At 41.8% G+C, this 20,812-nt stretch carries 19 protein-coding genes; 4 read left to right on the forward strand and 15 right to left on the reverse strand.

Annotated elements, in window-relative coordinates:
* Positions 1-36: 36 nt before the first annotated feature.
* The 4 genes from AB6811_RS13435 to AB6811_RS13450 all read right to left on the reverse strand — a co-directional run bounded on the left by AB6811_RS13435 (position 37) and on the right by AB6811_RS13450 (position 2,274).
* Positions 37-666 carry a hypothetical protein gene (locus AB6811_RS13435; RefSeq protein WP_369491122.1) on the reverse strand — a complete coding sequence of 210 codons (630 nt, stop codon included), beginning with the start codon at positions 664-666 and terminating at the stop codon, positions 37-39.
* A 68-nt stretch (positions 667-734) separates the two neighbouring features.
* Positions 735-1,157, reverse strand: coding sequence for a hypothetical protein (locus AB6811_RS13440; RefSeq protein ID WP_369491123.1), 423 nt, complete (start codon positions 1,155-1,157; stop codon positions 735-737).
* 136 nt (positions 1,158-1,293) lie between these two features.
* The gene (locus AB6811_RS13445) at positions 1,294-1,713 is read right to left on the reverse strand and encodes a hypothetical protein (protein ID WP_369491124.1); all 420 of its coding nucleotides are present in this window, start codon (positions 1,711-1,713) and stop codon (positions 1,294-1,296) included.
* Positions 1,714-1,809: 96 nt separating this feature from the next.
* The gene (locus tag AB6811_RS13450) at positions 1,810-2,274 is read right to left on the reverse strand and encodes a hypothetical protein (protein ID WP_369491125.1); all 465 of its coding nucleotides are present in this window, start codon (positions 2,272-2,274) and stop codon (positions 1,810-1,812) included.
* Between the two features lie 227 nt (positions 2,275-2,501).
* Between AB6811_RS13450 and AB6811_RS13455 the strand changes: the two genes are divergently transcribed.
* The 3 genes from AB6811_RS13455 (at position 2,502) to AB6811_RS13465 (ending at position 7,967) form a co-directional block, all read left to right on the forward strand.
* Complete coding sequence (locus tag AB6811_RS13455; RefSeq protein ID WP_369491126.1) at positions 2,502-5,693, forward strand: PAS domain S-box protein; 3,192 nt, start codon at positions 2,502-2,504, stop codon at positions 5,691-5,693.
* 8 nt (positions 5,694-5,701) lie between these two features.
* Complete coding sequence (locus AB6811_RS13460; protein WP_369491127.1) at positions 5,702-7,078, forward strand: TlpA family protein disulfide reductase; 1,377 nt, start codon at positions 5,702-5,704, stop codon at positions 7,076-7,078.
* A 745-nt stretch (positions 7,079-7,823) separates the two neighbouring features.
* A complete protein-coding gene (locus tag AB6811_RS13465; protein WP_369491129.1) occupies positions 7,824-7,967 on the forward strand; it encodes a hypothetical protein in 144 nt (47 codons plus the stop codon).
* 438 nt (positions 7,968-8,405) lie between these two features.
* Here the strand turns inward: AB6811_RS13465 and speA are convergent, their stop codons facing one another.
* The 11 genes from speA to mce all read right to left on the reverse strand — a co-directional run bounded on the left by speA (position 8,406) and on the right by mce (position 20,369).
* Positions 8,406-10,298 (reverse strand): biosynthetic arginine decarboxylase, encoded by a 1,893-nt coding sequence (gene speA / locus AB6811_RS13470; RefSeq protein ID WP_369491131.1) that lies wholly within the window; start codon positions 10,296-10,298, stop codon positions 8,406-8,408.
* 168 nt (positions 10,299-10,466) lie between these two features.
* Positions 10,467-12,401, reverse strand: a complete 1,935-nt coding sequence (locus AB6811_RS13475; RefSeq protein ID WP_369491132.1) for an OmpA family protein — start codon at positions 12,399-12,401, stop codon at positions 10,467-10,469.
* 182 nt (positions 12,402-12,583) lie between these two features.
* Positions 12,584-13,396 (reverse strand): peptidoglycan editing factor PgeF, encoded by an 813-nt coding sequence (pgeF, locus tag AB6811_RS13480; RefSeq protein WP_369491133.1) that lies wholly within the window; start codon positions 13,394-13,396, stop codon positions 12,584-12,586.
* A 121-nt stretch (positions 13,397-13,517) separates the two neighbouring features.
* Complete coding sequence (locus AB6811_RS13485; protein WP_369491134.1) at positions 13,518-14,594, reverse strand: hypothetical protein; 1,077 nt, start codon at positions 14,592-14,594, stop codon at positions 13,518-13,520.
* A gap of 29 nt (positions 14,595-14,623) precedes the next feature.
* Complete coding sequence (locus AB6811_RS13490) at positions 14,624-15,139, reverse strand: hypothetical protein (RefSeq protein WP_369491135.1); 516 nt, start codon at positions 15,137-15,139, stop codon at positions 14,624-14,626.
* A gap of 7 nt (positions 15,140-15,146) precedes the next feature.
* Positions 15,147-15,674, reverse strand: coding sequence for an RNA polymerase sigma factor (locus AB6811_RS13495; protein WP_369491136.1), 528 nt, complete (start codon positions 15,672-15,674; stop codon positions 15,147-15,149).
* Between the two features lie 130 nt (positions 15,675-15,804).
* On the reverse strand, positions 15,805-16,968 hold the full coding sequence (locus AB6811_RS13500) for a sodium ion-translocating decarboxylase subunit beta (RefSeq protein ID WP_369491137.1): 1,164 nt from the start codon (positions 16,966-16,968) through the stop codon (positions 15,805-15,807).
* Between the two features lie 2 nt (positions 16,969-16,970).
* Positions 16,971-17,408, reverse strand: a complete 438-nt coding sequence (locus AB6811_RS13505; protein WP_369491138.1) for an acetyl-CoA carboxylase biotin carboxyl carrier protein — start codon at positions 17,406-17,408, stop codon at positions 16,971-16,973.
* 24 nt (positions 17,409-17,432) lie between these two features.
* On the reverse strand, positions 17,433-18,341 hold the full coding sequence (locus AB6811_RS13510; RefSeq protein WP_369491139.1) for an OadG family transporter subunit: 909 nt from the start codon (positions 18,339-18,341) through the stop codon (positions 17,433-17,435).
* Between the two features lie 26 nt (positions 18,342-18,367).
* Positions 18,368-19,930: an acyl-CoA carboxylase subunit beta gene (locus AB6811_RS13515; protein WP_369491140.1), complete on the reverse strand. Its 1,563-nt coding sequence runs from the start codon at positions 19,928-19,930 to the stop codon at positions 18,368-18,370.
* A 28-nt stretch (positions 19,931-19,958) separates the two neighbouring features.
* Positions 19,959-20,369, reverse strand: coding sequence for a methylmalonyl-CoA epimerase (mce, locus tag AB6811_RS13520; protein ID WP_369491141.1), 411 nt, complete (start codon positions 20,367-20,369; stop codon positions 19,959-19,961).
* A 199-nt stretch (positions 20,370-20,568) separates the two neighbouring features.
* Between mce and AB6811_RS13525 the strand changes: the two genes are divergently transcribed.
* Positions 20,569-20,694, forward strand: coding sequence for a 30S ribosomal protein THX (locus tag AB6811_RS13525; protein WP_369491142.1), 126 nt, complete (start codon positions 20,569-20,571; stop codon positions 20,692-20,694).
* Positions 20,695-20,812: the final 118 nt, after the last annotated feature.

Consider the following 20,812-nt stretch of genomic DNA (forward strand, 5'->3'; position numbering starts at 1 on the left):
TTTAGAAAAAGATTAAAGAATTTCATTCTTTCCCGTTTAATAAAACCTATGGATTTTCAATCCATAGTGGTTTAGTTTTAGCATGGCTTTAAGTAATTCAAGATCTCTTACACCAAAAAGAATACTCTCAAGAATCGAAAGGGAACAACCCTTAACTTTATCATTCGGAAATAAAATAGAGCCATTATTATTAATGCGTTGATTTTGGTCATCTATCAAATCAATAAATAGCGGTGTATAAAATTCATCATTACCCCTATACCAAAATTGTTTGCCTTCTTTAAAATTATAACTCAGAGCCTTATAACTCCCATACTTTTGCCCCAGTATGTGATATTCCGTATTGGTAAGTCCCCATTCTACAGCAACCGCCCAACTCTCCGGGATTATTCTGGTTTTTGGATTTAGCCATATAAGGGCAAAAGTGCCCTCACCAATCATTTCCCAGTGCGATACATGTGCCACCTCGTGGCAGGTAGTTGCATAAATAACATCAGTAGTATTCCAGCTACCTGAACCACCCTTACCATAAATGCACACATGGGGTATGGTTAGGTTTTCCCTGAATGGAACAGCACTGCCATTAATATCCCTCCAGTGGTCGTGGTGGTAATACCCAACCTTGAGCTTTGGTTTTAGAACCGATAGGGTGTACGGCGTACTCATTTCAAATCTGTTGTCGCTGTTCAAGTTGAGCTAAACGCTCCCTGCCGTTTACCGGCAGGGAGACCGTTTTACCTTAAGTACCCATTCACCTCAAGCGCTTTTTGGTAGTGCTGCTGGTTTATTTCGTAAATGTACTCCTTGTTCTTTCGCTGATAATTATCCCAGTTTAGCAAGTCAAACTCCCCAAAATCCCGTGTATTAAGTTCTAGAGTATCATCAAAAATAATGAGCACTCTATCCACTACACAGCCGCTTAATCTATTATATAAAAAATCAGAATATCCTAAGGCACAACTGGTTAATGTAGCGCTACTCTTAGGGCCAATGCTAAGGGATGTATTGCTATCGGTTGCTTCCCCGCAGCATGACCGGATATACACCCTATGATCAGTGGCATTTTCAAACCTGTAATCTTCACATACATCCTTATCTCCGCAAGAATTAAGAAAGGATACAATTACAGCAAATAGGTATAATTTATATGCTTTCATCGCATTTAAAAGTTTTAAAAAGTTAGCACGATTTTTTTATTAATAAGCCCCTTGAGTCTTTTACCTAGTAATTTTGGTTCTTAACTATTCAAATTGAGTTAAAGTCTCCCCGCCGTTTCTCGGCAGGGAGACCGTTTTACCTTAAGTACCCGTTCACCTCAAGCGCTTTTTGGTAGTGCAGTTGATTTATTTCGTAAATGTACTCCTTATTCCTGCGCTGGTAATTTAAAGGATTTAATAGGTCAAACTCCCAAAACTCCTGCGTGTTGAACTCCAGCGTATCGTCAAAAATAATTATTACTTTATCCACTGCACATCTACTAACTCCATTATATACGAATTGAGCATATCCTAAACCACAACTGGTTAATGTAGCGCTACTCTTAGGGCTTATGCTAAGGGATGTTTTGCTGTCAGCTGTTTCCCCGCAGCAGGACCGGATATACACCCTATGATCCGTGGCATTTTCAAACCTGTAATCATCACATACACTTTTATCACATGAGTAGAAAAGTGACGTAAAAACAGCAAATAGGTATAATTTATAAACTTTCATCGCTTTTAAAATTTTAAAAAAGTTTGCAAGTTTTTTATTAATAGGCCCCTTGAGTCTTTTGCCCAGTAATTTTGGTTCTTAACTAATCAAATTGAGTTAAAGTCCTCCCTGCCGTTTACCGGCAGGGAGACCACTCTTCTTTAAGTACCCGTTTATCTCAAGAGTTTTGCGATAAAGCGAATCGGTAATTTCATAAACAAACGTATTCTTTTTCCGAATTTTAAAGTTCATGGGATTGTATTCTAAATATTTAAATGTGTTTATTGAAAGAGTATCATCAAACACAATAACTATAGAATCTACATGAAAATAGTTTGATGTAAAAGGATTCGAATGCATGCCCATGTCGCAGGTAACTTTTGATATGGAATCAATTTGCTGTATTTCATAACTCATATCAGTTATTAAACCGAAATATGTATATGAATTAATTTTTACCCTATGTGTAGTACGGTTTATAAACCAGAATTCTCCACATTCTGTTTTATCGCAACTGCCATTTGTAAGGAAGAAAAATATTGTCGCTATCACAATGTAAAAAGCAATCTTTTTGATTATCACAATATTAAATATTTGAACAAAAATCAATTAAATTATCAATATCATCGTTTTTTTTACATTTTGAGGTTTATTTTGTTTTAGCAAAGATCTTGAAAAGAGAAAATCTGCAACCCCAATTTTTTCACTAAAATAATAATTTTAATGATATGAACAAGAGGCCAAATTATGCGAAGCAACAAACTGTAAACATTTTTTTGTAACTTTTGCGGGATTTTGCCACGGTAAGTATGAGCTCTGATAGCCAAAATAATAACTCCTACAGTAATTGGGATAATTTTGATTCCAACCTTCTGATACCCTTAATCTATCAGAACGAGAGCAGCATATACCTAATCCAGAACTTTAGGGTGGTTTTTGCCAACCCAAGTTTCACTAAGCTTACCGGCTATGCACAGGAGGAACTCAACGAAATACTTTTCCTTGACGTGGTTCACCCCAAGGACCGAAAGCTGGTTAAAATACTGTTCAACAACGATTTTGCCGAAATCCGCAAGCACACATCCAACAGCTTTACCTTGCGTATTCTAACCCGCTATAACGAGCTAAAATGGATTAAAACCATTTTTTCAATAATTGATTGGCAGGAATCGCCGGCACTTCTATGTACTAGCTACGACATTACCCAACAAAAGGAAGCAGAGGAGAGCATGGCCAACCAGGAGCAGAACCTGAGTATGCTCGTAAACGCCTTTGGCGATTTAGTTTTTATAGTTAACCACAACTACAATATTGTACAAATAAATAACGCCGTTCTGAGCGCCCTTGGGTACCATGAACACGAGATACTGCTTGAGTCGTTTGTTAAACTACATACCGAGAGTGAAAGGGGAATAGCCATAACCTCGCTTATGGAAGTTTTTGATGGCGACCGCAAACTATACATCACTGAGTTTGTGCGTAAAAACGGAAAGCCTCTCCCGCTTGAGGTTAGAATGATAAAGGGCTACTGGCGCAAGCGCGATGTTGTATTTGTTATTGCACGTGACATTACTGAACGCATTGAGGCCGAAGCGGCCATTAAGCAATCGGAAGAAAAGTTCTTTAAAGCATTCAATTCCGGTGCTGTAATGATGACCATTAGCACCCTTAACGAGGGCATATATATTGATGCAAACAGAGCGTTTTTGGAAAAGGTAGGATACGATTACTCTGAAGTTATTGGGCAAAAATCATCGGAACTTAGAATATTTAAGCAGATTGAGCGGCGCAATGAGCTGATTGATGCTGTAAAACGGGAGAACAGGGTCGATAAAATTGAGGTGGAAATAGTTAATAAAAAGGGTGAAACCTTTACAACGCTTCTCTCCGCTGAGATTATCAACATACAGGGCACCGATTGCTTGCTTGTTGCCATGAGCGATATAACCTACCGTAAACAGGTTGAGGAAGAGCTTGCCCGTAGTAGAGCACAGCTAAGAGGGACAATTGATAATTTACCTTTCATTGCCTGGCTCAAGGATAGCAAATGTGGTTATTTGCTAGTGAACAAAAAGTTCACCAATCACTTTGGAATCACCGATGATCAAATTTTGGGCAAGGTAGATACTGAACCCTGGCCCTCGCCACTTCTCGATATTCTCAAACAGAAGGAAAACGAAGTGCTAAAAAGCAAGCAAACTGTAAAATGGGAGATTCGTGAAGGCGAACGCAGAATTGAGGAATGGTGGGAATTTCAGCTAACACCTGTGTTTAATGTGAACAAAAAGGTAATTGCCATTACTGGTATAGCACGTAAAATAACCGACCAAAAAATTAACCAAATAAAAATCCAGAAACACCTCGACCGGCAAATACTGCTCACAAAGGTTTCGTACGTTTTTAACACAAACCTACCTTTTTCAAAGCAGGCAAACGAATCGTTAAACCTTATTGTAAGCGAAATTGGCTTACGAAAGGCCTTTATCCTTATTGGTAGTGAAAGTGATTTTGATATTTTTACGTGCTGTTCAAGTACGGCTAATGATTTGGCTGAACCACTCCGGGTTTACTACTCCGATAACTACTCAAGCATTACTTCACATTTCCAGCAGGAGAACAAAGTAATTTTCGACATTTCCGGCTCAACCATGCCCTCGTACGACAACCTTAAAAAATTAACCAGCAGCCAACACTTACTGCTCTTCCCCATTCGTGTAAAAGAGAAATGCCTAGGCATTTTTGCAGTTGACTACCCTTACGGCGATAAGGTTAAAGCCGCCGACGACAGGGATTTCCTTTTAACCATGTCAAATATCCTGTCGGCCTCATACGAGTCGCACCTGAACGAGGAACAACTCCGTAAAGCCAAAGAACTTGCCGAACAGGCAAGCCAAGCTAAGGAAAAGTTCCTTTCAACCATGAGCCATGAAATTCGTACGCCTATGAACGCCATAATAGGTATGGCAAACCTTTTAATTGATGAGAATCCAAAACCTGAGCAGGTCGACAACCTAAACTCCCTTAAGTACGCAGCTGAGAATCTACTTTCGCTCCTGAACGACATACTAGATTACAGTAAAATTGAAGCCAATAAGCTCGATTTGCTGCAATCCAACTTTGACATCAACGATTTGTTTAAAGGGCTATACAGCACTTTTGCTAAAATGGCATCGAGCAAGGGTTTAACCCTGACCTATAACATTGACACTAATATTCCCACCCCACTCATTGGCGATCGGGTTCGTTTAAATCAGGTTCTTACCAACCTTATTGGGAATGCCATAAAATTTACTGAGAAGGGCGAAATTAGCTTCACCGCCAAACTTGTTGAAAAAAACAAGGAAATCAGTACAATTAGGTTTACTGTATCCGATACCGGCATTGGAATTCCTAAGAAAATGCAGGTTGATATTTTTAATGAATTTACCCAGGTACATGAGGGTAAGTTTAGAGCTACTGGCACTGGATTAGGTCTAGCCATCTCCCAAAGAATTGTAAAACTGATGGGTGGTGAAATTAGCCTTGAAAGCGACGAAGGCAAAGGGTCAAGTTTCTTTTTTACCATCCCGCTCAAAGTTGGAACAGTTCAACCCACCGATGATACAGTAGAGATCAATATTCCTCCCGGGAAACATCGGGTTCTGATTGTTGAGGATAATGAACTCAACACGTTTATTGTTAAACGTTTCCTTACCAACTGGGGTATCGATTTTGAACATGCAAGCAATGGGCGTGAGGCCTTGAGCTGTTTAGCACAGAATGATTTCGATTTAATTCTAATGGACCTTGAAATGCCCGAAATGAACGGCTACGAGGCAGCTAAGGCCATCCGCAAGCTACACAATAAGGCCAAAGCCTCAATTCCAATAATTGCCCTTAGCGCCTCAGCTTTACTCGATGTGCAGCAACGTATTTTTGGTATCGGTATGAACGATTTTGTGCTTAAACCTTTCAAACCTCAGGAACTAAAAAGTAAACTGGCAAAGTATCTGCTTAAATAGCGTAAAATATGGGTAAAAATCATTTTTCGATATTGGCATCAACGGTAATAGCAGCAATTTCAATTACATGTCATGCACAAGTAAGGGTTGAGCTAAAGGTTCACCAATCCATTGGTAGCACGGCAATAGTATCGCGTTACGATGGTAAAAATCAGATTGAAGTGGACTCGTGCAAACCAACCCCCGATGGTGTTTACACTTTTAGTGTCCCTGCAGATACACCTAAAGGAATTTACAAGTTATCGGTAGGGAAAGGGGCCTCGTTCGATTTTATCGTATCAACCGATACTATTGTGCGCTTTGAAACCTATTCATTTGCCGTTGAGGATAGCTTAAAGGTAAAACAATCGGCCGAGAACGAAGTTTTTATAAACTTCAGAAAGCTAAGGCAAAAGGCTGAGCAAAAAATGTGGCTAATAGAATCGCTTCGAAAGTATTACACTGAACCAACTATGTTTAGCCAAATGCTCGAAAACGAGCAACAACGCACAGCTTTCGACCTGTATATGCAGGGTAATGCGCTTGCTTCAAAAGCCAATAGCTCGCTGGTATCGTCAGCCATAAGGCTTGAGCTGACACCCCAACCTATTACTCAAGGCGATGAATGCTCAGTGAAAAAAGAGCTATCCGAAATATGGTGGCAAGGAATTGACCTTACCAATCCCGACATACGTTTTTTGCCTAGACTTATTCCCCGGTTATGGGATTACCTGGAAAACCTGCTATGCGAGGGCAACTATACCAGGGAAGAACAGGACTCTGTTTTAACGAAATACATCCAAAAGCTATTTAACCTGCCCATGCATTCCGAAATTAAATCGTTACTACTAAACTCTCTTTGTAATGGTTTTGCTGAGTCGGACTACTATGGAGTGATATCAACCCTGCAGCAGCTAAACGAAAATACGATCTGCCCCATTTTTAACGACCCCGAACTCAAAGCAAAACTTGTCCTTGAAGCTGGGTTAATACCCGGGAAAAAAGCATTCGACTTTTCATTTAAGCCAGTGGGTCAGAAAAAATCGTTAAAACTTTCAAATAGCACATCAAAATACACCTTGGTTTTATTCTGGTCAGTTTGGTGCCCCCACTGCATCGAAAGCGTACCACAAATCTATAAAACCTATAAGCAATACCAGGGTAAAGGCTTTGATGTTATAGCAATATGCATTGACGATGAGGACGATGCCTTTCAAAACTTCATCAAACAAAATGAGTTGCACTGGAAGAATGTCAGAATTCCTTACGATAGCAATAGTAAGGTGATTTTAAAATACAATGTTGACGAAACCCCTAAGATGTTTATAGTTGACAAAAAGTTGAATATTCTATCACGCCCATCTACGCCTGAACACGTTAAAGTTTTTCTTGAAAAGAACCTGTAATTAGCTAAACAGAAGTTCCATGAATTAACAATCCGACTTGCCTGATTTTAGAGGAATGAGCTGGAATGAACCTGAATAAGTCGGAATGATTCGGAATGAATCAGAATAAGAAGAATATGATGGAGTTAGAGGAAGTTAGAAGAATTTCTAGTCCGTTAAACGTGAACCGTGAACCGTGAACCATGAGCCGTGAGCCGTTAAACGTTAAAAGTTAAACGGTGTCTAGTCCTGATATACGGGATAGGCAGTATCGAGAAATCACATTAAAAAAAGTGAATGAAGGTACAAAGTGATGCTTTGGCTAGCTCAGCATGACATCAGGGCTAAATTCTCTTCTGCTAACAACCATCAACCATCAACTAAACTGGTATCACAGAATTACACAATGTAACACATTGTTTCACAGAGTGAATGATACGGTATTCGCGGACAACGATTCACGAACAACAATGAGCAACGTTTCCAGCCCCGTAGGGGCGTAATATCTGTAACCCCACCTGTTAGCGAGCGTCTCCAGACGCGTGCATTATTCGCCCTGAAGGGGCAAATAGAATTAGCCCAGGGTTTTAACCCTGGGTGTTGTGGTATTCAAAATTTTTGGCGATGCACGCAATGCAAAATCCAAGGAGCAAGGGGGAAGCGTTGCATCGCAACGGAAAGGCATGGCAAAAAGCGATTTTCACGTTCTTTCTTGTCTTGATACAAGAAAGAACCAAAGAAAATCAAGGCTGAAAAGCCCGACCCGATGGGTGCCCCGTGGGTGAAACTGCCCCGCGATACTATTCGCCACGCCTGTGGCGTGACTCATGTGGTATCGCTTACTAAGCCCACCGCCACGTTCCACTCCCCGACCCATTGCCGGGTCAGGCTTTTATGCCATTGCGTATAGCACTCCGTGTTGGTTGAGGAATCGCATTAAAGAAGGGTTGAAGGTACTAAGAGATGCTTCGACTGGGCTCAGCATGACATGAAGACTGAATTCTGTTTTTACTTACAACAAACAATTATCAGCATCAACTAAATTACTTTCAAATTGTTACGCAGTGTAAACCTTAACAATCCAAGTGCTCTAAATTAACTAACTCATCGAAACTAAAAAAAACAGGAGCACAGTAAGCTTTTTGAAGAGATTAGTCAATACATACACAATAAAAATTAAATAATTATCGAGATAATCCCGATTTATCAAAATCTTTCATTCCGAAGTTACGAGATGATTAGATTTTATTAGTCGATTCCTCAATTGATTTTTTCAATTAACGAATTTGAAACCAGAAAAGAAAAAAGCCCACTAATGTGGGCTTTCATATCAACTTAGAACAACATTCTACTCAAGGTAAGTGTAGCCATATAAGCCTGAACGGTAATTGGACAAGAATTCCTTTCCTTCCTTAGGCGAAATAACCCCAGCTTTAACCGAGCTGGTAACCCAGGTTTCCAGGGTACGAACCATTTTCTTTGGGTTGTACTGTACATACTCCAACACCTCAGCTACAGTTTCACCATCAATTATTTGATCAATGCTATACCCTTTATCGTCAACCGATACGTGAACAGCATTGGTATCGCCAAACAGGTTGTGGAGGTCACCCAGTATTTCCTGGTATGCACCTACAAGGAATACTCCAATGTAATAGGAATCGTTGGACTTGATGGAGTGAACCGGTAGGAAATATGAAATATTTTTGGTTGAAATAAAGTTATCAATCTTACCATCGGAGTCGCAGGTTACATCCTGTATGGTGGCAACCCTGTCGGGTTTTTCGTTTAAACGCTGAATAGGCATAATGGGGAACACCTGATCGATAGCCCAGGCATCGGGCAACGACTGGAACAGCGAAAAATTACAGAAATACTTATCGGCTAAGAGTTTAGGCAACGATTTTAGCTCATCGGGTATATGCTTAAGCTGTGAGGTCATCTCAAAGGTTTCGCGGGCAATTGACCAGAAAAGCTTTTCGATTTGCGCACGGGTTTTAAGGTCGAGCATGCCAAGGCTAAACAGGTCGAGTGCCTCCTCCCTGATTTGCTGGGCATCGTGCCAGGTTTCAAGCATTCTGGACTGGTTTAGCTTGCTCCACTGCTCATAAAGTTCCACCACCAGTTCATGTGCATCGGCCGGTAGCTCATCATTCTCATCCCATGAGGGAAGCGAAGCAGTTTCCAATACCTCAAAAATTAGCACGGAGTGATGTGCAGTTAACGACCTGCCGGACTCAGTAATGATATTGGGGTGCGGAATGTTGTTTTTATCGCTGGCATCAACCAGGGTCGATACCGAGTCGTTTACGTACTCCTGAAGGCTATAGTTAATGCTACTCTCACTGTTTGATGAGCGGGTTCCATCGTAGTCAACACCTAGTCCACCACCAATATCAACAAATTCTACGTTATAGCCCATTAAGCGAAGCTGAACGTAAAACTGCGATGCCTCGCGCAGGGCAATTTTTATACGCCTGATTTTGGTTACCTGGCTTCCAATGTGGAAGTGAACCAGCCTTAAACTACCCTTTAGGTCATTCTTATCCAGAAAATCCAGAGCTTGTAGGAGCTCACTGGATGTTAGCCCGAACTTGCTGACATCGCCACCTGACTCCTCCCATTTGCCACTACCGGAGCTAGCCAACTTAATCCTAATGCCAAGGTTTGGCTTAATTTTAAGTCGCTGTGAGACTTTATTGATTACCTTCAGCTCATTGAGCTTTTCAACTACAATAAATATCTTTTTCCCCATCTTTTGGGCAAGCAGAGCCAGCTCAATGTAATCCTCATCCTTGTAACCGTTGCAGATAATCAGCGACTCGTTATCGGGGTTACTCGCAATAACTGCATGAAGTTCTGGCTTTGAGCCAGCCTCCAGTCCAATATTAAACTTTTTACCGTGGTTGATAATCTCCTCAACCACAGGGCGCATCTGGTTAACCTTAATGGGGTAAATGATGAAGTTTTTACCCTGATAGCCGTACTCCTCGGCTGCCTGCTTGAACGAGCGCGACATATCCTCGATTCTATTGTCGAGAATATCGGTGAAACGAATTAGCATGGGCGCAGCCACATCGCGAACCTGTAACTCATCAACCAGTTCGCGCAGGTCAATCTCCACGCCATTACTTTTTGGGGTAACCACTACATTTCCCTTTTCGTTAATCGAAAAGTACTTTACCCCCCAGCCGTTGATATTGTAGAGTTCGGCTGAATCCTCAATGCGCCATTTTCTCATCTCTCTTTACCAGATATTGCTAAGTTAAACATCTATCATACAGTATCTTGCTATTAAACTTTTAAGGCTTGCGAAGTTATATTGTTATTTCAACAATTACAATACAGTAATGAGAAATATGGTTCAAAACCGTTAAATAATGTCAACTCATATAAAACCATAAGCCACCTAAAGAATTTTGACCTCCGTTCTGCGGTTCAGCGTCCTACCCTCAGGCGTACTGTTAGGGGCAACCGGTTTGCTTTTACCATATCCAACCCACTTCAGCCTTGCCGAATCAATCCCTTGCGAAATTAGGTAGTCGGCCACTGCTTTTGCGCGCTGCTCGGATAGCTTCAGGTTGTACTCGGCACTTCCCGTATCGTCAGTGTGCCCGCTAATCTCAATCCTCATTTCGGGGTTACGTTTAAGAATGTCCAACAGGTAGTTTAGCTCAGGTCTCGATTCGGGTAATAGCTCGTACGAGTCAAATGCAAAAAAGATATTCCTGAGGGTTATCACCTCATCCTTTTCAATGGGTTGCAGTAGAACATCAAGCTTTAATGGCTTATCGAAAGAGTAGTATTCTGTCAAATCGAAATGCTCGGAATGGAAAAGATACCCCGATGCCGAAACAAACAAACCGTACCTATTGCTTACTGGTAGGCAAACCAGGAACTCACCCTTCAATGCGGAAACTATATCCATTACAACCCTATCAAGCTTTAAATCGACCAGCTTAATGCTCGCCTCAACTGGCTCAAGGGTTTTACTGTTTCGCACAGTACCAAGAACATACGATGTTGGAGTTGGACGCACCTCGGGATAAAGTTCAAAGGTGAAAATATCCCGTCCATTTTCCGGTTTGATGTCAGTGGAATAGTAGGCTATGTTACCCCTAGCATTTACAATTAAGCCATCCTCATCGCGATGGGTGTTAATTGGATAACCCAGGTTGACCGGCTTTGTCCAGGCACCGTTACTATCGAGCCGACTTACAAAGATATCGTGACCGCCCATCCCCATGTGGCCCGACGATGAAAAGTATAGAGTTTTATTATCGAAATGGATGAAAGGCGATTGTTCACTCTCGTTGGTATTAATCACATCACCCAAATTCACCGGGTTTCCCCAGGTACCATCAGGCTTAAGCTCTGACTTCCATATATCGAACTTACCAAGGCCACCCGGCCTATTACTTACAAAGTATAGCGTTTTACCATCGGGGGATATGGAAGGCTGCTTTTCCGAATACCTTTCAGAATTTATGGCAGCTGGTAATTTCTGCGGCAAACTCCAAAATCCATCGGGTTCTAGAACCGATTGGTATAAATTACATACTCCGCGACAAATTGTAAAGTATATGGTCTTGCCATCGGACGAAACCGCTTGGGCTCCTTCATTAAACTCGGTGTTCAGGGGTGATTTTACAGGCTCTCCTCTTCCCCATTGACCGTCCTCATTTCTGTAGGAAATGTAAAGGTCTTCCTGCCACTTGGTTCCCTTGATTCCCTTATCGGGATTCTTGGGCAAGCGAACGGTATAAACCAGTGTACGCTCATCGACCGAAAGGCTTGGCCAGTACTCATCCAAATCGGAATTAACCCCTTCGCCTATATTTTTTGGTACAAAAGGAACCGGGTTGGCAATCTGATTTAGGGCAAACTGGCACTTCTCAATCATTTTGCGTGCCGAATCGTTCATGGTTGCCCTTTTATCTTTGTATGTCAAAAAAGTTTCGAAGCTGTTGAGCGCCTTTTGGTACTCCCCTGTTGAAAAGTAAAGCAACCCCAAAATGTAGTAGGCTCTTGGATGAAAATCTTTATCGATGCTTTGGGCTTTCAGAATACTCTCAATGGCTAAGTTAAGCTCCCCCATTCCCATGTAAACCTGGGAAAGCACAAGGTATGCCTCAATAAACTTTGGCTCTTTCTGAACACATTCAACTAGCAACTTTTTAGCTGTTATATAATCGTAACGGTCAAATGAACTCAGAGCTTTTTCGTACTGTTCAATTACTCGTTTATTACTAATTGTATACTTTTTCTTGACACTCTGTGCATTTACACTCAGCTGACAAAGCACTAGGGTAAGAATAACTATAATATATCGTGTAGCCTGCATAACTTACCTCTATATTATTTTGATACGAAATAAAGGTAATCATTGTTTTCGAAAATGACACCAAGTTGATAGCTTAGAACTTATGCGTGAAAAATTTACCAGAACCTAAAGTGATATCCTCCTGGCTATTCAAGATGTACAGTTCAACCCAAACCACTTCCAGCAATAAGAATAGAAAAAGGTTAATTCTGGCCAAGCACATTAAGCATTATGGCACCGCCAAACCTACCTCTATCACCACAGCGAGCCGAGAAGAATACATGGTTATTGCAAATGGTACATAAACCAGCTAGTTCAATATTACCCACAGGTACACCAACCTCTAATAATGCATAAAGGTTTGCACGCCAAAGGTCAAGAACAGGCTTTTCCCTATCGGGATAGTATAGTAAAAGATCGTACTTTTGGGGAAACTCTTTATTAACAACTGAAGCAACATCATCGCCCACTTCGTAGCAGCATGGCCCTGCCGAAGGGCCTATTCCTACTAAAAGGTTGGCGGGGTTTGTTCCGTACTCGCTAATCATAGACTTTACCACATTTGCTGCAATTCGATTAACCGTTCCCTTCCAGCCCGCATGGGCTGCACCTATTGCATTATTCACTGGGTCGTAGAAAAGAATGGGAACGCAATCGGCAGCCTGGGCTACAAGACAAATTCCCGGATAGTTGGTAATCCATGCATCGGAATGCTGAAGGGCATCGTTTTTGCTAAAAGCCCCTTTCCCCTTTTGCATTGGCGTAACAACCTCAACCTTAACCCCATGCACCTGCTCAGCAAAAACAAAATCGGCTGCTTTAAATCCAAACTTGGTTGCAAGGTACTCCCTATTCCTAAGGACAATTTTATTGTCCAAGTAACCATTCAAGCCAATTGTAAAATCCTCATCATCCCAGCAACCAATACGCGACGAAACAAAGTGAGTGATTGCCGATTGGTATTGCATTAAATTATCGAACTTGAAGTACAAAATATCTTTGTAGATTAAAGGCATTCGCTGTTTTTTGGTATGTAACAAAAGTAACTAAAAATCGGCCACCAATAAAAAATAAAATCCGACGAACTGTCGGATTTTAGCACCTAACTGTTAGGTTTTGGGTATGAATGGTGGGACACTAGTAGAGCGTTGCATTACCGTACTTCATGTTTATTTCAACCCTTGCCTTTGGGTTAGCGGACTCGCCTACAACCCCCGATAGCTCAACCGTTGTATTCCCCTCAATACGATTAAGTTTACTTGGTACGTTACCAATATCAACCTTCCCGAACGACACATTTGCATTCAGCAAATAAGATGTTCCAGATGGAATTGAAGCTTTTAATCCGGTATAGGCAGCGTTAAAGCTGATGTTTTCAAAATTAGCATCTACCGATGCAATCTTAACATCACCATACTTGGCGTTGAGGTTAAACTTTTTATTGAGGACATCGATATTAAAAACCGTATATCCCGATTCACCAACCAGATTGTTTACCTGTCCAATTTCATACTTATCGTACTTGGAATCCAATACTAACGAACTTACGTTCGACAGGCTAATTTTTGAGTATCGCGATAGAACAACCCCTGCAACCAGTTTCTGTACTTCGAGTTTACCATACTTCAACTGGGTCTTAATCCAGTTGGCCTCAACAATAGATGCATTACCATAGCTGACATCAATGGTATTGAGGGATTCGGAGTCTCCCCGGGTTAGCTTATCAATCTTGATATTACCGTACTTCAGCTCTACTGCAAGATGGCTGTTTAACTCATTGATATAGATATCGCCAAATTTATTCTCTATCTGAACATCAACATTCTTGGGCATTTTAATTGTATAGTCAATGGACAACTCATCGCTCGACATTTTAAACATTCTGCGGTTTGACCTTATGAACTCCTCATTGAATGAGGTAATGGCCTTTACCACATCACCTTCCTGGCTAAGCTCTACTTCAATGGCATCGAGTAAGGCTTTGGCCCTGGTTGCATTTGAATTGTCAACCTTAACCTGCACGTAAATTGATATAGCACTTTTATCCCAGTTCTGGATGTTTACTTGACCAAACCTATTCTCAACCACCAATTTGGATTTATCGGTAACCTGGAATTCCTTGCTATATTCCTTGGTCTGAGGGATTACTTTTGCTAATATGCTATTAGCAACAAGTAGCAACAGAACAACCGGAAAAAACCTAATACTTTTCATATTGTTTGAGTTTAATGATTTCTACTTTTTTACTCTCGAGCCTGTTTTAAAGCTTGTTCAACGCGTTCCATGGTTTCCAGTCGAATCTGGTAACTCTGAATGATTGCGCCCAAGGCAACATCGCCCCTTGGATTAGCTGATATCTCAGATTTTAGCAGGGGCTTATCGGCTAGCGATTCACCAAATAGTTGCTCGGGCGAGGGCAGCATTTGCTCATCTACATGAGCAATTTTCTCAATTGAGCGATACTTCCTGAGCAACTGGCTACGGTAATATGCCTCAACCTCGTAAAGCTGTTTTGACTCAGGACTGGTGAAGTACCTAGCAATGTCGGCACCATAATGGTAATTGTAGTAAAGGCTAATTGCCCCCGTAATTGCTACAATAACCGCAACAGTAGCAGCAGCCATTAGGTAGGTACGAACGGTTAGCGAGCGATGCTTTTGTTTTAACCTTTGCATGAAGCGCTCCTCATGCCCTGGTAGCATCTCTTGGAATTCGAATTCCTTGCTGTTTTCCCTGATAAATCTCTCAATATTTGACATAGCAAACCTACTTTCTGTTTTTAACCAACTCTATCAGCCTTTGTTTGGCCCTTACAAACTGTGAACGGACAGTTGATTGGGCAATACCAAGCATTTCAGCAATTTCATCGTACTCATAACCATCAATAAGGTGAAGGGTGAGAACCAATCGGTAGCCTTCGGGCAGCTTTTGCATGGCAACCTTTACCTCTTCAACCGATTCGGGGCTATAGTCGTCATCGCTTGCCTGAGCCGATACCCCGGGAGTATCGTCAATGGAAACGGTGAGCAAACGCTTGCGTTTTAAATGGTCAATGCAGGTATTGATAACAATACGCTTAAGCCAAGCCCCAAAAGTCACCTCATTTCTGAAGGTATCAATCTTGTCGAATGCTTTAAAGAACGCTTCTTGCATGGCATCTTCGGCCTCCATTTTATCGGGGATAATCCTGCAGCTCACGCTAAACATGGCATTGGCATATAGCTTGTAAAGTTCAAATTGAGCTTTACTGTCGCCACGTCGACACTGTTCAACTAGCTGCCCTGAAATATCCATAAAGCCGATAAAACCAAAATCTACTATATAGACTGCAAGTTAATGCCTTTTGCTGCATTGCGGAACAAAAAAAGTTGAAAAAACAAAAAAGCCCCGTTGCCGGGGCTTTATATCACTGGATACTTATGTGTTAGGCAAGAAAGCTAAGCAGGATACCAGCAGCAACAGCGCTACCAATAACACCTGCAACATTGGGCCCCATGGCATGCATGAGCAGATGGTTTGTTTTATCGTACTCCAAACCTACCACTTGCGATACACGGGCACTATCAGGAACCGCAGAAACACCCGCATTACCAATTAATGGGTTAATCTTATTCCCTTCCTTAAGGAATAGGTTTAAAAACTTAACAAACATCACACCAGTAAAGGTAGCTACCACAAACGAAGCCGCACCAAGAGCAAAAATTCCAACCGACTTTGGTGTCAGGAATGTTGTGGCTTGGGTTGATGCACCAACCGTTAATCCAATAAGAATGGTCACTATATCAATCATTGGCCCCTTAGCGGTATCGGCCAAACGCTTAGTAACAGTACTTTCCTTTAACAGGTTGCCAAAGAAAAGCATTCCCAACAAAGGTAAGCCTGAGGGTACAATGAAAGTGGTGAGCAGCATACCAATAATTGGAAACATAATCTTTTCAAGCTTTGAAACCTGTCTGGGAGGTTTCATTCGGATTAAACGCTCTTTTTGTGTGGTAAGGAGTTTCATCACGGGTGGCTGGATTACAGGCACCAATGCCATGTATGAGTATGCCGATATGGCAATGGCACCCATAAGTTCTGGGGCTAACTTTGACGATAGGAAGATTGCCGTTGGGCCATCGGCACCACCTATTATGCCAATAGCTCCCGCTTCTTGGGGTGAAAACCCTAAAAGAAGTGCCAACATGTATGCCCCGAATATTCCAAACTGCGCAGCAGCACCAATAAGCATTAACTTGGGATTTGAGATTAGCGCACTAAAGTCGGTCATAGCCCCTATCCCTAAGAATATCAGCGGCGGATAAATTCCTTTAAGCACACCAAAGTATAGGTAGTTTAAAACGCTTCCACTTTCATAAACTCCTATCTGATAACCCGGAGTGAATGGAATATTTCCAACAATAATACCAAACCCAATTGGAACCAGAAGCATGGGTTCAAACTCCTTGGCAATGGCAAGGTAAATAAAAATTAATCCCACTACAATCATAATACCGTGACCAACAGTGAAGTTGGAAAAACCGGTAAAGGATAAAAACTGGGTTAAGTTATCCAACAGGAACGAGAAAAAACTTGCGCTTTGCTCCATGGCTAACCAATTATTATAAGTGTATCACCTTCAAGAACCGAATCGCCTTTACGAACCTTAACCTCAACAACTTTTCCTTCCTTATCGGAATCGATGTTGTTTTCCATTTTCATGGCTTCAAGTACTATCAAGCGCTGTCCCACTTTCACATGATCACCCGGCTTAACAAGCACATCGAGTATAACGCCTGGCAGGGGCGATTTAACAGCACCCGAGGTAGCTGAACCAGGGCTAACTGTCTTAGCTACTGCGGGATGCGAGTCGGTTGCAGGCACAGCCTCAGGTCGAATAAGTTTAGGCGTTTTAGTTTGCTTAAGCTCCTTATCGAGCTCCACCCTGTATGGCGTTCCATTCACTTCGAGTTCTGCTATGTTCCCGTCAACATTCGAGATGTGAACTACATACTCGTTGCCATTTATCTTGAACTTAAAATCTTTCATTTTGAGTGATTGTTAGCGTTTTAACTAATTCAATTTCCTATGAACAATAATGCGATTTGGAGTTTGTTGCAAACCATAAAGTTTTGAACTCCAAGGCGAATAGCGGCGCGAAACCCGCTCAATGGTAAGTACAGTTGATTCATGGTCGTGCTTTTCGGTTTCATAGAAGTATAGCGCAGCTGATATGGCTGCAAAAACCTCACCCGGAACCTCTTCAGCCACTTCTTCCACTGCCTCTGCCTTGGCAACTTTTGACTTTCGGAATTCAATGCGAATAGGCTTTTGAACCAACCTGGCAGTCAACTTAAAAAGACGGTATAGCACTAGTAAAGCAGTGAACACAACCGACATTGCTATGATTGCCATAATTACGCCAAAGGGGTCAAACTTTACAAACCTTTCACCAGTTGATACATGAGTCTCAAAAAGTTCATTGGTAGAGTTTGGAGTAGCAAGTTCGCTAATCCGCCATTCCCCTTTTCCGTTAGGCAATCGTACAAATGACTTATCTATACCAATTGCAGGTAAGGTAACACTATCAATCAGAGTACTGCCATCGGGTGCAATAAGTGCCACAAAACGGTTGATGCTGTCAAGCGTAAAATTCAAGTGTAATGTACCATGAACACTTTTACCATCGGCAAAAAACACCAAATACTGCTGTTGCGGTATAAGCGTGATGGGATCAGCCGATGGAATACGGTATTTCATGGGGTTTGAGATGTCGTTGGTAAGGAAACACCCCGCAACGTTAACACTATTGTAGCCCGTATTTACTATCTCAATCCATGCACTTCGCTCACCATAGCTATCAATGTAGTTCGTTTTGTTAGTTAACATCACCTCGTTAATGCGGAGGTCGTAAACGCTTTGTGCGTTTACGCTAACAAACCCTAGAACTACAAGGACTGTAGCCAAAATCAATCTTTTCATTTTCATCATTGCTACAATCATTTTGGTTACAACGGTAGGTTAGAGTGTTTCTTTGGTGGGTTGGTATCCTTTTTGGTTGCTAACGACTGTAACGCCCTTATTATGCGGAAGCGGGTGTTGCGCGGTTCAATCACATCGTCGAGGTAACCAAACTTGGCTGCTACGTATGGGTTAGCAAACTTTTCCTTGTACTCCTGTTCCTTGCGAAGCAGGAACTCAACCTTAGCTTTTTCATCCTCAATGGTTTCCAACTCACGGCTAAGTAATACCTCAATGGCACCCTTGGGTCCCATAACCGCTATTTCAGCACTTGGCCAAGCGTAGTTGATATCGCCACGCAGGTGCTTTGAGCTCATCACATCGTAAGCGCCGCCGTAGGCTTTACGTAATATTACCGTAACCTTAGGAACAGTAGCCTCGCCGTAGGCGTAAAGAAGTTTTGCTCCATGTATTATGATACCATTGTACTCCTGGCCGGTACCTGGCAAAAAGCCCGGAACATCAACAAGTGTAACTATAGGAATATTGAATGCATCGCAGAACCTTACAAAGCGAGCAGCTTTGCGGGAAGCATTGATATCGAGCACACCGGCAAGGTATTTGGGTTGGTTGGCCACAATTCCCACCGACTGTCCGTTGAAACGGGCAAAACAGGTTACAATATTGGGTGCATAGTCGCGCTGCAACTCCAAGAACTCGCCATTATCAACAATAGCTCCAATTACTTCTTTTACATCGTATGGCTTGTTTGGGCTATCGGGGATAATCTCGTTTAGGGCATCCTCCAACCGATCGATAGGATCGTTGCAGGGCATTAGCGGTGGCTCCTCAAGGTTGTTTTGGGGCAGGTAGCTCAAGAGCTTGCGGATAAGCATAATGCCTTCCTCCTCGGTTTCGGATACAAAATGTGCAACCCCCGATTTTGTGGAATGAACCCCAGCACCACCAAGTTCCTCGGATGAAACAGTCTCACCGGTCACAGTTTTAACCACCTTTGGACCAGTAACAAACATGTAGCTGGTATTACGCGACATGATGATGAAGTCAGTAAGAGCGGGTGAATAAACCGCCCCACCGGCGCATGGACCAAAAATGGCTGATATCTGGGGTATAACACCCGAGGCTAAAATGTTACGCTGAAAAATATCGGCATATCCGCCTAAACTTTTTACTCCTTCCTGAATTCGAGCGCCGCCGCTATCGTTGATACCGATTACCGGAGCACCAACTTTCATGGCCATATCCATGATCTTGCAGATTTTAGCGGCAAACATCTCCGATAGTGAGCCTCCAAACACTGTAAAATCTTGTGAAAATACGTAAACCAATCGGCCATCAATGGTGCCGTAGCCGGTTACTACACCGTCAGATAGGTAGCTCTCCTTATCGAGACCAAAATCGATACAGCGGTGCGAAACAAACATATCGAACTCTTCAAAACTACCCTCATCGAGCAGCATATCGATACGCTCGCGTGCTGTGTATTTTCCTTTTTTATGCTGAGCCTCAATACGCTTGGGGCCTCCGCCAAGTTTTGCTTTTTCCCTTAAATCAATAAGTTCTTTGATTTTTTGCTCCTGTGTGCTCATCGTTATATTTGGTGTTTGGGGATGTTTTTTACTTATTTTTATCCTCGCAAAGCTCAGTTAATACGCCCAGGGTTGACTTCGGATGAAGGAAAGCAATATCAAGCCCTTCAGCACCCTTACGGGGAGCTTTATCGATAAGGGTTACTCCCTGCTCCTCCATGCGCTTTAACTGCTCCTCAATATCTTTTACAGCAAAAGCAATATGGTGGATACCCTCACCCTTTTTCTCAATGAATTTTCCTATTGGCCCTTCAGGGTCTGTAGATTCAAGCAATTCTATTTTGGTCTGGCCAACCAGGAAAAAGGCTGTCTTAACCTTCTGATCCTTTACCTCTTCAATATTGTAACACTTTAAACCCAGTACCTTTTCGTAGAAAGGAATCGATTCCTCAAGACTTTTAACGGCTATACCGATGTGTTCAATGTGTGATATGCTCATAGCTGTATTATTTTAAATTAGTTTGTGCAAAGTTACTTTGTATAGTTTACTTTAACCATAAAAGTTTCAAACGTTTTAGTTGTTTTTCAGCATTGTTAAAGAACATGTTTGTTAGAATTTTGCCGAAAATGGAACATAAAATAAAATAATCGCTTATTTTTGCAGCCAACTTTGAGTAATAAACTAATACTATAACACCATGGGAAAAGGCGATAAAAAAACCCGCAGGGGTAAAATATTTTTGGGTTCGTTTGGCAACACCCGCCCAAAAAAATCAAAAGTTCGTAAGGAAAAACGCGATAAGGCTAAAGTCCAAGCAAAGTAAAGCGAACTTACTAACGAATGACTCAAACCGGCACAGCCGGTTTTTTTTATTATCATAGGAATTGGTTAAAACCCTGCAATTTCATTGCAGGTACTTTAGTTTCTATAAATTTCATAGA

The sequence above is a fragment of the Tenuifilum sp. 4138str genome (genome assembly GCF_041102575.1).
GTDB lineage: Bacteria > Bacteroidota > Bacteroidia > Bacteroidales > Tenuifilaceae > Tenuifilum > Tenuifilum osseticum.